Here is an 11,317-nt window from a genome sequence, read left to right on the forward strand (position 1 = left end):
GTATCGGTGCTATGCTCGACATCGCTCAGTCCGGTTGATGATTTGGGATCTTTATCGATTGATCAGATCGCTCAACTCGGACTGAGTTCCCTTCAGGTGATCTACTATTCGGAACAGTTATTTAGGATTGGTTCACGGTATGGCACACCCGTTGGGCGCTTTCTATGACACCCCGCACGGCGTGGCAAACGCAATCCTGCTGCCTCATATCATGGCGTTCAATGCTGACTACACCAGCGATAAATTCCGCCAGATTGCCGTTGCAATGTGCGTCCCGGGTGCACAAGAGATGCCGATCGCGCAAGCGCGGGAAGCCGCCATTGCCGCCGTGAAGCAACTTTCTCAGGATGTGGATATCCCAGCACGTCTGCGTCAAGTGGGTATGAAGGAAGAGGATATTCCGGCGTTGGCGCAGGCCGCTTTCGACGATGTTTGCACCGGCGGCAACCCGCGTGATGTGACACTGGAGCAAATCAAGGCGCTATATCAGTCAATCTACTGATTCTCTCTCCGCAGGTTTCCCTTCATTATTTCTACTCCCCCGGCATCGCTTGCCGGGGTTTACGCCCGTCCGTAAATGATATAAATTCACATATGATATTGGTTATCATTATCAGTCATGAGTTTCATCATCCATAGAGGAGCGCAGCCATGCTAACCGCAATGATTACCGCATGCGGGTTATGGAGTGCCAGTTGGTGCCTGGGTAAACGCCTGAGCAGTGCCTGGGGTATTCTGCTACCCGCCGCACTGATGCCATTGCTTGCTCTGCTCGATCTTCAACTCAACAGTTGGAAGCTGATCGTAGCGATTGCGCTGCTGGCGACCGCCGCCATGCTGTTCCATCCTCGCTTGCGCCATTACCTGCTGCTGCCTTCCTGCATTGCGCTGGCGGGCGGATTGAGAGCGTTGGTGGTGGCATTCCAAACGACGTGGCCATAACGAGCAATACGTCACGCAGTACCAGAAAAAATTTTTGATCGACACGAAGAAATAAAAAAGAAGGGAAAAGCATTAAGAAATGGTGCGAAGAGAGGGACTTGAACCCTCACGTCCGAAGGACACTAACACCTGAAGCTAGCGCGTCTACCAATTCCACCACCTTCGCAACGCCGTCACACGATCTGCATCGTGCCACCACGGGGGCGAATTCTAGAGATTTTCTCAACAACGTCAATGATTATTTCCGCTTGGGCGCTGTGTTTGCTGCAAAAATCGTCATATTGGCCTTATTAAGGGACGCGCGGCGCTAGGAAATGCCCGGCAGGGTACATGATATACAACGGCATATCCGGTGGCGGCATCTCAGGCAGAACCTCCACCAGTTCACCGCTTTCCAGCCAGTGCCGCACGCCATAGCGCGGAGACTGGATCAGCCCCAACCCGGCGCGACACGCCGCCACGTAGACATCAGCCCCGCTGACATCAATCTGGCTGTGCAGAGTTCGCTGCTCGCACACCCCTTGTGACATAAAATCCAGCGGATAGTGGCGAGTCGTGCGCTGAGAAAAATAGCCCACCGCCTGATGTGTGGCTAAATCATCTAGCGTTTGCGGCATTCCATAGCGCTCAATGTAGTCTGCCGACGCACAGGTTACCTGCTCCAACGCGGGCAAATGGCGTGCAATTAACGATTCATCTTCCACCTGCCAGGCCCGCAGCACGCAGTCTACGCCCTCGCGCAGCACATCGATCGATGCATCATTAGCGCTTAGACACAGCGTAATCTCCGGGTAGCGCTGATAAAACTGCGGCAGCGCAGGAATCACAATCTCACGCGCCAGCGAGTGTGGCATATCGACGCGAATGCGCCCGGAAGGACGCAATTTCTGGCGTGAGAACAGCGTATCCGTTTCGTCTATCTCCGCCAGCAATCTCAGGCAACGCTGGTAGTAAATCTGCCCTTCAGCCGTCACCTGTACCTGACGCGTGGTGCGCAGCAACAGTCGGACGCCAAGACGCGCCTCGAGCCGTTTTATCGTATGGCTGACAGTGGCGCGCGGTAAATTCAGCTTTTCGGCTGCCCGACTGAAATTACCCAGTTCGATAATCCGCACAAAGGTGCGCATCGCCTGAATATGATCCATCGACACCCCAATTGTTGGTGATTTTTGAACAGTGTTGCACATTATCCGCCATTTATCTTTATTCTCTGAACAATCAGACTGCTTCCATCTTATGAGCGAGGGAGAATACACAATGCAACAACGTCAACTTGGCAAAACAGGACCGCTGGTTTCCAGCATCGGGCTTGGCTGCATGGGCATGAGCGATTTTTACTCGACCGCGCAGGATGAAAAAGAGGCCATCGCCACGCTGCACCGCGCGCTAGAACTGGGCGTCACGCTGCTGGATACCGCCGATATGTACGGCCCAGACACCAATGAAGAGTTGGTCGGACGCGCCATCAAAGGCAAACGCCAGCAGGTGGTACTTGCCACCAAGTTTGAGATAATGCGCGATCCAAGCAACCCACATGCACGCGGTGTCTGTGGTCGCCCGGATTATGTGCGCCAGGCTGTCGAAGGCAGCCTGGAAGCGTCTCGGTGTCGATGAGATCGATCTTTACTATCAGCACCGCGTCGATCCGAGCGTACCGATTGAAGAGACCGTCGGCGCATTGAGCGATTTGGTGACCGCCGGCAAGATCCGCTATATCGGATTAAGTGAAGCGCCGGTTTCATTGTTGGAGCGCGCACACCGTGAACACCCGATTACCGCGCTGCAAACGGAGTATTCTCTCTGGACACGCGATGTAGAAGCGGAGATCCTCCCGGCGTGCCGCCGGTTGGGGATTGGTTTTGTCCCCTATAGCCCACTCGGGCGTGGCTTTTTGAGCGGTACGTTACGCAGCCCAGAAGATTTGGCTCCGGATGATTTCCGCCGTACCAATCCGCGCTTTATGGGGGACAACTTTGCCAAAAACCTGGCGCTGGTTGAGCAAGTAGAAAAACTGGCGCGGGCAAAAGGCGTCACCCCTTCGCAGTTGGCGCTGGCATGGGTATTGGCGCAAGGTGACGATATCGTGCCAATTCCGGGCACCAAACGCCGTCGCTATCTGGAAGAGAATATCGCCGCACTGGATGTTCAGCTAACACCAGAGGAACTGGCAGCGATTGAAGCCATCTTCCCCTTCGCCGCAGCAACGGGCGATCGTTACAGCACGGAGAGCATGGCTACCATTAATAATCTCCGCTAACAGCGCGTTACACTAAACACGAGTAGTAACATTGCAGGCCTCGGTGTATCACCGAGGCCTGCACACGGTTAGCGCGCAGTCGGTTTGGCATGCTTGCTGGCGCGCGTTAATGTGGCCTGATACACCTTGAAGCGTCCGGTTTGGGCCAGCACTTCATGGTTACCAAAAGTGGCATCCAGCAACGCCGGATAAGGCAGGAAGGCGTTAGCGACAATGCGTAACTGCCCGCCAATATTCAGGTGCTTGGGCGCTTCACGAATCAGACGATCGGCCGCACTCAGGCTGGTTTGCAAGCCATCATGAAACGGTGGGTTAGAGACGATCAGGTCAAAACGCCCGGCAATGTCCGAGTAGACGTCGCTGGCAATCACATCGCCTTCCAATTCGTTTAACGTCAGTGTCGCACGGCTGGTCAACAACGCCGCCGCGTTGACATCACTCAGCGTCAAACGCAGCTTTGGCGACTGTTTTGCCAACACCGCCGCCACCACGCCACTGCCGCTGGCAATATCCAGCACCTTACCTTTCATGTGCGGCGCAAAGGTAGATAACAGCAGCGCGCTGCCGACATCGAGACCATCACGGCTAAAGACACCGGGCAACGTCGCGACTGGCACATCCTCAACGTAATAGCTGTCTTTCCAGTCATCGAGATTAAATTCAGCAGAAGCCTCTAATCGGCCATGATAAAGCCCACAGCGCCGCGCGCTGTCAATCTTGGTTAACGGTGCAAAGTCTTCGAGAATACCTTCCGCGCTACGCACACCGCTGCGGTTCTCACCCACCACAAAAATCTCGCTGCCAACGGCAAGATGCGATAACAGGTTGGCGAGTTGGAACTGCGCTTCCTGTTTGCTCTTCGGCCAGTAGTAAATCAGAGTATCGCAGGCGGCCACCTGCTCAGCATCCACCAGCAAACCAAACTGCGCGTTGTCGCCCATGGTTTTGTTCAGCGGCAGCCAATGGTGATATTGCGTGAGATGCGCGTGCACCTCCGCCGCGTCAAACTGTGCTGGTAACGTGTCTTGAATGTCGCCGGCAAACAGCACACGGCGGGAAATAAATTCGTCACTGTGGCGCAGTATCACTTCACTGGCGGGGGTTAATGCTGACATCAGGTGTTCGCTCCTCAAAAATAGAACGGCGATTATACCCTAAATTATCCCGGTTGCAGGGGCGCAAAACGGCAAGAACGCAAACACAACGCAGTCGCCAGCCTTGAAGATGACGCGCAGGTACACTAGATGGCTCTCTATTAAGCCAGCGTTTATCAACGCGTTTGGCTGACCCGCTATTATTCCCATCGTTGGAACCTACATCGAAGGCATATATCCCCCTAATAGCAAAAGGTGACGTTAAATGTTTAGTAAAGTGTCAGCAAGGTCGCTACTTTTAGCCGGACTGTTCTTTTCCGAAACGGCATTAGCCTCCCCCACACAATGCGGCGATCTGGCCTCATTGATTAACCAGCGTTTGTCTTACATGAAGGATGTTGCGGGGTACAAAGCGGAAAAACACCTTGCCATTGAAGACGTGCCTCAGTAAGTCAACGTTATGACCAACTCCGTCGCGGTGGCAGAAAAGCCCGGGTTGCTCGGCGAGTCGGTAAAACCGTTTATCCAGGCACAGATGGATGCCGCTAAGGCCATCCAATATCGTTACCGCGCTGACTGGCTGTCTGTTGCATAAAGTGGCTGGCGACCCGACCCATTGCCTCATGTAAGATCAAAAATAAGCGTGTTGAACACCGACATTCTCTCTTGTATTACTGCAACGTTGAACCAAGGCGAACAATTCACCGACAAAGTCGCCTTTCTCCGTGTTCTTGACCAGGCTAACTTAAAAGACAGCGACAAAGAGCGCATATGGCACTCCTTGCAGCAAATCACATTGAAGCGTCATTAACGTGAGATATTTTACTTTCCACTGAGCACGGTGTGAAAAATACGGCGTTGGTAATTACCTGGCTTAAAGGGGAACGCGCTGCTGCGGTTCACTTTATTGGCGCATCCGTATCAGGTTTGTTAGCATAGCGCGGCTATCATGGCGAACCGAGCACTGGATATCATGGCACCAAGACGCGATTGGCTTTTACAACAGATGGGGATTACGCAGTGGACGTTACGCCGCCCCACGGTGTTGCAGGGCGAGATTGCCGTTACCCTGCCCGCACAAACGCGTCTGGTGATTGTTGCCGCTTCGCTCCCCGCCGCCCATGACCCTCTGATTGGCGATGTGCTGCACAGTTTGTCACTGCGCCCCGAACAGGTGTACCCGCTCACACCGGAACAGACTGCCATGCTGCCCACCTCAACGCATTGCCATAGCTGGTGTCTGGGGGTTGATGTGCCGCCCGCCTGGACGGGGGTGCAATTGAGTAGTCCGACGCTGGACGAGCTTTACGCCAACCCCAGTGCCAAACGCACCCTGTGGCAACAAATCAGTGAACATCTTCCCTTGTTGGCAGCCTCAGAGGCCCATTAATTCAGGTTGTTTATCATGCACGTTATTTCTCCCCTCACGTCCCACGATTTGCCTGCCGCCTTTGCCATCGAAAAGGCAAGCCACGCTTTTCCGTGGACGGAAAGCACCTTTAACAGTAATCAGGGCGAACGCTACCTGAACCTGAAATTGACGCACGACGATACGCTGGTGGCGTTTGCCATTACCCAGGTGGTGCTGGATGAAGCGACGTTGTTCAATATTGCCGTTCACCCGACACACCAACGACAAGGCCATGGTCGGCGTCTGCTGGAACAACTGATTGAAACGCTGGAGGCGCGCGGCATTACCACGCTGTGGCTGGAGGTTCGCGCATCCAACGCCATCGCGCTGTATGAGCAATTGGGGTTTAACGAAGTGTCGCTGCGGCGTAACTATTACCCGGCAGCCAACGGGCGCGAAGATGCGGTGATCATGGCGTTGCCGCTTTAATCACAATAACGCGACGCGGGTAACTGAAATGGCATTTCTTTTTTTCATACTCTCACATTAATGCAATGGATCTGCGTTCCTTTATCCCTGTGAATGAGGTAAAAAATGAAAAAATACGCTCTGGTCACTGCCTGTGTGTTAGGCCTGTTTTCCCTCTCTGCTACCGCCGCGCAAGTCACCAATGTTACCGCTTCCGGCTATGACTCCGATAAGGGCCATACCCCTGCCAACATTGCTGATGGTAATAACAAAACGCGCTGGGCGGTAAACGGTGAAGGTTGGGTGCAGTTGGAACTCGATAAGGCACAATCCATTGAAAACTTTGTCTTGGTGCCGTTCAAAGCGGAAGAGCGCAAGCTGAAGTTCGCTGTGTCCTATTCCGCTGATGGCAAGAGCTGGACCAAGCTGGCTGATAATCTGGTCACGTCTAACGATGCCAAAGAGGGCGAGAAATTCACCTTCCCTGCGGTCAACGCGCGCTTTATCAAGCTGGAAACGTTTGGCACCGATACCAATAAATGGAGTGCCATCAACGAAATCACGTTCAACAGCGCAGCACAAGTTCCTACGCGGGCCATTAAATAAGCCCGTTTTACCCTGACTGCGTTGTAATAACGTTGTTCTGATAACAAAAAGCCCCGGCCAAACAGGTGCCGGGGCTTTTTTATGACCGTTACGAATCGGATTAGCGGCGATCGCCCAGCAGCACAGATTCCAGCGCAATAGTGATCATGCCGTTAAACGCAGTTTGGCGTTCATGCGACGTGGTCTGTTCACCGGTGCGAATATGGTCAGAGACAGTGCAAATAGCCAACGCCTTGGCACCAAACTCGGCAGCGACGCCATAAATTCCCGCCGCTTCCATTTCTACGCCAAGAATACCGTATTTTTCCATCACGTCGAACATCTGCGGGTCTGGCGTGTAGAACAGATCAGCAGAGAACAGGTTACCCACCCGAACGGTGATGCCTTTATCCTGAGCTGCATCAACCGCATTACGCACCAGATCGAAATCGGCAATAGCGGCAAAGTCATGATCTTTAAAGCGCAGACGGTTTACTTTTGAATCCGTACACGCGCCCATGCCAATCACCACGTCATACAACTTCACATCCTCGCGCACCGCACCGCAGGAGCCAACACGAATGATGGTTTTCACATCGTATTCCGTGATCAGCTCTTTGGTATAGATAGAGCAAGACGGAATACCCATACCGTGCCCCATCACCGAAATCGCGCGCCCTTCGTAGCTGCCGGTGTAGCCCAGCATGCCGCGCACATTGTTGACTTCACGGGCATTTTCCAAAAAGGTTTCGGCAATGTACTTCGCACGCAGCGGATCGCCCGGCATCAGTACAACATCGGCAAAATCCCCTTTTTCCGCATTGATATGTGGCGTTGCCATTTTTTGATTCCTTATAGAGTACGTCGTGTGAATTCAGTAAATACCGGCGATCACAGCATCGAGGTGCCGTAGTCCATATCGGACACGCCAAAATAGTGCGCCACCGTTTGACCGACATCAGCAAACGTGGTGCGGTGCCCGCGCGAACCCGGCGTCACCGTCGGCCCGTAGATCAATACCGGCACATGTTCACGGGTGTGATCGGTGCCCGGCCAGGTGGGATCGCACCCGTGATCGGCGGTCAGGATCAGAATATCGCCCTGTTTGACCCGCGCCAGCATTTCCGGCAAGCGGCGATCGAACAGTTCCAACGCCGCTGCATAGCCAGCAACATCACGTCGGTGACCATAGGAAGAGTCAAAATCAACGAAATTGGTAAACACGATGGTATCGTCGCCTGCGGCATCCATCTCTTTCAGCGTGGCATCAAACAACGCATCAATACCGGTCGCTTTGACCTTCTTGGTGATCCCAACCTGGGCATAGATATCGGCAATCTTGCCAACGGAAACCACCTGCCCGCCTTTTTCATCCACCAGTTTTTTCAGTACGGTAGATGCAGGGGGTTCGACGGCCAAGTCGTGACGGTTACCGGTGCGCTGAAAGTTTTCCGGCTTGTCGCCAATAAAGGGGCGAGCGATAACACGTCCAATGTTATAGCCCCCTTCGGTAAGCACCTCGCGCGCGATTTCGCACAGTTCATACAACCGGTCCAGCCCGAAGGTCTCTTCGTGACAAGCGATTTGGAACACGGAGTCGGCCGAGGTATAGAAAATCGGTTTCCCGGTTTTCATGTGCTCTTCACCCAGTTGCTCGAGGATAACGGTGCCGGATGAGTGACAATTCCCCAGATATCCCGGCAGGTTGGCGCGTTCCACCAACAAATCCAGCAATGCCTGCGGGAAACTGTTTTCCTGATCGCTGAAATAGCCCCAATCGAACAGCACCGGCACCCCTGCCAGTTCCCAATGGCCCGACGGCGTGTCTTTACCAGAGGAGATTTCACTGGCATGCGCATACGCACCGATGATGTCTGCCTTCACATCCAATCCCGCAGGGAAATGCCCGGTAGAGGCTTCCGCCGCCTTGCCCAATCCCAAACGGGTTAAGTTCGGCAGATGAAGTGGCCCGGTACGACCTTGATTGGCTTTGCCCTCGGCGCAGGCTTGCGCAATGTGACCAAGGGTATCAGAACCGGCATCGCCAAAACGCGCCGCATCCGCGCTGCTACCGATGCCGAATGAATCCAGAACCATAATAAATGCACGTTTCATTGTTTTCTCTCATCTTTCGTAAGCGACGTTTGCGTTGCTAGATGTTGCCTAAGTGACTCGCGGTTAATCAGCCTGATCGGCACCGATACAGCGATAAACCATCGGAATGGCTATTGGCGGTTCATCACCTATGCTGATGGCGGCTCGAACCGCCTGCGCCGCCGCTTGCCACGCGGTTTCACTGTTGGCATGAATCACCGCCAGTGGACGCAAGGCGTCCACGCTATCGCCCAGACTCACCACGGCATCTAACCCGACACTGTGATCGATAGCGTCCCCCGCCTGACGACGCCCGCCGCCTAGCGCGACCACCGCCATGCCGAGTGCCCGGTTGTCCATCGCAGTAATGACACCGCTACGGGCGGCAAATACCGGTTTACTGAGCACGGCTGCCGGTAAATAAGCGTCCATCTGCTCGACAAAATCCGTTGGCCCACCCTGGGCTGCCACCATACGGCCAAATATTTCAGCGGCGCGTCCATTATCCAGCACCGCTTGCAGACGCTGGCGCGCCACATCAGGGTTTTCAGCCAGACGGCCTGCCAGCAACATCTCAATGCAAAGCGACATGGTAACATCATACAGCCGGGAATTACGGTGCTCACCCGTTAAAAACCGCACGGCTTCACGGACTTCCAACGCATTACCCGCACTCGACGCCAGCACCTGATTCATGTCGGTTAACAGCGCCGTGGTGCGCCAACCCGCTCGGTTTGCTACGCTAACGATGGATTGCGCCAGCTGTTCCGACAGCGCGTAAGTGGGCATAAAGGCGCCCGACCCCACTTTGACATCCATCACCAACGCATCCAGTCCTTCCGCCAGCTTTTTACACAGTGAGGCGGTGATCAATGGGATAGAGTCGACCGTTGCGGTGATATCACGCGTGGCGTAAAAACGCTTATCGGCAGGTGCCAGAGAACGGGTTTGTCCGATGATCGCCACGCCGACCTGGCGGATGATGTCGCGAAACTGCTCGTCTTCAGGGAAAATGTTGAGGCCGGGTATCGACTCCAGTTTGTCCAAAGTCCCGCCCGTGTGGCCCAAACCGCGCCCGGATATCATCGGCACATAGCCGCCGCACGCCGCCACCATCGGCCCCAGCATCAGGGAGGTGACATCGCCTACGCCGCCCGTCGAATGCTTATCCACCAGCGGACCATTCAGGTTGAGATCGTCCCAGTGTAATCGGCTGCCCGAATCGCGCATCGCTAGCGTTAGCGCCACGCGCTCATCTATGGTCATATCGCGAAAACAGATAGCCATCGCCAGCGCGGCGATCTGCCCTTCTGAGACGCTGTTATCGCATATCCCATTGATGAAAAAACGAATTTCATCTTCGCTCAACGTCTTGCCATCACGCTTGTTGCGAATGATTTCCTGAGTCAGAAACACAGCCATGCCTCCCGATCAAACTGCCGTAATGCACCACGCAATCAGTAGCCCGACGACGAGGAAGCGCCATTCTGCCCCAACGTGGTAAGGAGATCGCCTAACAGGCCGGATGCGCCAAAGCGGAAGTGACGGGCATCGGCCCAACCTTCACCCATGATGTCATCTGCCAGTTTCAGGTAAATCGCCGCATCCTGTGCGGTGCGCACACCGCCTGCGGCTTTGAAGCACACGCGGTCGCCGACATTTTTATCACGGAGGGTTTGCAGCATGATTTCAGCGCTGTGCGGCGTTGCGTTAACCGCCACTTTCCCCGTGGAGGTTTTAATAAAATCGGCGCCGGCGTCGATGGCTATTTCACTTGCCTGACGAATCAAGGCATCGGTTTTCAACTCGCCGCTTTCAATAATCACTTTCAGCACCACGCCAGCCTTCTGACACAGCGTGTGGCAGGCAGCCACCAGCGTATGGCCGGTTTCCGTGTCCCCAGCCATTAATGCACGATAGGGAAACACCACGTCCACTTCATCAGCACCATAGGCTATCGCCGCCAGGGTTTCCGCGCAGGCGATATCAATATCGTCACCGCCTTCAGGGAAGTTGGTCACAGTCGCAATGCGGATCTCTGGCGTGCCCTGCTCATGCAGCGTTTTACGCGCCAGGGGGATAAAACGGGGATAAATACAGATGGCGGCCGTGTTTCCTGCCGCGCTGCGCGCCTGCTGACAGAGTGCGATCACCCGCGCTGGTGTGTCATCGTCGTTCAGGGTGGTCAAATCCATTAGCCCCAGCGCACGTTGCGCTACAGCAGTTAAGTCAGTCATAGCAATATCCTGTATGTTATGGTTTTTCACGCTTTATTGTGAGAATAATAACAAAAAAAAATTTTAATGTAATTTAAACAACATTAATGCGGTGAGAGTCACTCTTCCACCACGGCTCTATAAGTATAAGACGGGAGGAGAGATCGCGACGTGCCGTAGGCTATTAATCCGTCATTCCGCACCTACTTTAAGAATAAATTCGACGGTATCGCTCGCCGAGAACATCAACGATGGTCTTGTGAACAGAATTGAGGTTGGATACTTGTGGTGGTCTGTCACCAATACTGAA

The 11,317-nt window shown here is 54.2% G+C and carries 10 protein-coding genes, 1 tRNA gene and 3 pseudogenes; 7 read left to right on the forward strand and 7 right to left on the reverse strand.

Going from position 1 to position 11,317, the window contains the following annotated elements:
* Positions 1–112 precede the first annotated feature (112 nt).
* Both ACTBDZ_RS10590 and ACTBDZ_RS10595 read left to right on the forward strand, forming a co-directional pair.
* Positions 113–502 (forward strand): annotated as a pseudogene (locus tag ACTBDZ_RS10590) (lactaldehyde reductase); the annotation flags it as partial.
* A gap of 149 nt (positions 503–651) precedes the next feature.
* Positions 652–942: a DUF1435 family protein gene (locus ACTBDZ_RS10595; protein WP_438815281.1), complete on the forward strand. Its 291-nt coding sequence runs from the start codon at positions 652–654 to the stop codon at positions 940–942.
* Positions 943–1,022: 80 nt separating this feature from the next.
* Here the strand turns inward: ACTBDZ_RS10595 and ACTBDZ_RS10600 are convergent.
* A tRNA-Leu gene (locus ACTBDZ_RS10600) sits at positions 1,023–1,108 on the reverse strand.
* Between the two features lie 124 nt (positions 1,109–1,232).
* Entirely contained in the window at positions 1,233–2,087 is an 855-nt protein-coding gene (locus ACTBDZ_RS10605; RefSeq protein WP_438815282.1) for a LysR family transcriptional regulator, read from the reverse strand.
* A 112-nt stretch (positions 2,088–2,199) separates the two neighbouring features.
* Here ACTBDZ_RS10605 and ACTBDZ_RS10610 point away from each other — a divergent pair.
* Positions 2,200–3,199, forward strand: a pseudogene (locus ACTBDZ_RS10610) (aldo/keto reductase).
* Positions 3,200–3,267: 68 nt separating this feature from the next.
* Here the strand turns inward: ACTBDZ_RS10610 and rsmC are convergent.
* Entirely contained in the window at positions 3,268–4,314 is a 1,047-nt protein-coding gene (gene rsmC / locus ACTBDZ_RS10615; protein ID WP_438815283.1) for a 16S rRNA (guanine(1207)-N(2))-methyltransferase RsmC, read from the reverse strand.
* A 244-nt stretch (positions 4,315–4,558) separates the two neighbouring features.
* Between rsmC and ACTBDZ_RS10620 the strand changes: the two are divergent.
* The 4 genes and pseudogenes from ACTBDZ_RS10620 to ACTBDZ_RS10635 all read left to right on the forward strand — a co-directional run bounded on the left by ACTBDZ_RS10620 (position 4,559) and on the right by ACTBDZ_RS10635 (position 6,718).
* A pseudogene (locus tag ACTBDZ_RS10620) lies at positions 4,559–5,104 on the forward strand (chorismate mutase).
* 162 nt (positions 5,105–5,266) lie between these two features.
* The gene (locus tag ACTBDZ_RS10625) at positions 5,267–5,683 is read left to right on the forward strand and encodes a DNA polymerase III subunit psi (RefSeq protein ID WP_438815290.1); all 417 of its coding nucleotides are present in this window, start codon (positions 5,267–5,269) and stop codon (positions 5,681–5,683) included.
* 15 nt (positions 5,684–5,698) lie between these two features.
* A complete protein-coding gene (gene rimI, locus ACTBDZ_RS10630; RefSeq protein ID WP_438815284.1) occupies positions 5,699–6,133 on the forward strand; it encodes a ribosomal protein S18-alanine N-acetyltransferase in 435 nt (144 codons plus the stop codon).
* A 105-nt stretch (positions 6,134–6,238) separates the two neighbouring features.
* On the forward strand, positions 6,239–6,718 hold the full coding sequence (locus ACTBDZ_RS10635) for a discoidin domain-containing protein (RefSeq protein ID WP_438815285.1): 480 nt from the start codon (positions 6,239–6,241) through the stop codon (positions 6,716–6,718).
* Positions 6,719–6,818: 100 nt separating this feature from the next.
* On the opposite strand, the gene deoD is transcribed toward ACTBDZ_RS10635, so the two are convergent.
* From deoD to deoC, 4 genes are all read right to left on the reverse strand, one after another.
* Positions 6,819–7,538 carry a purine-nucleoside phosphorylase gene (deoD, locus tag ACTBDZ_RS10640; protein WP_438815286.1) on the reverse strand — a complete coding sequence of 240 codons (720 nt, stop codon included), beginning with the start codon at positions 7,536–7,538 and terminating at the stop codon, positions 6,819–6,821.
* A 50-nt stretch (positions 7,539–7,588) separates the two neighbouring features.
* The gene (gene deoB, locus ACTBDZ_RS10645; RefSeq protein WP_438815287.1) at positions 7,589–8,812 is read right to left on the reverse strand and encodes a phosphopentomutase; all 1,224 of its coding nucleotides are present in this window, start codon (positions 8,810–8,812) and stop codon (positions 7,589–7,591) included.
* A 63-nt stretch (positions 8,813–8,875) separates the two neighbouring features.
* On the reverse strand, positions 8,876–10,207 hold the full coding sequence (gene deoA / locus ACTBDZ_RS10650; protein ID WP_438815288.1) for a thymidine phosphorylase: 1,332 nt from the start codon (positions 10,205–10,207) through the stop codon (positions 8,876–8,878).
* A 41-nt stretch (positions 10,208–10,248) separates the two neighbouring features.
* Entirely contained in the window at positions 10,249–11,028 is a 780-nt protein-coding gene (deoC, locus tag ACTBDZ_RS10655) for a deoxyribose-phosphate aldolase (RefSeq protein WP_438815289.1), read from the reverse strand.
* Between the last annotated feature and the right edge of the window lie 289 nt (positions 11,029–11,317).

This window comes from Symbiopectobacterium sp., from assembly GCF_051710365.1.
Classification (GTDB): domain Bacteria; phylum Pseudomonadota; class Gammaproteobacteria; order Enterobacterales; family Enterobacteriaceae; genus Symbiopectobacterium.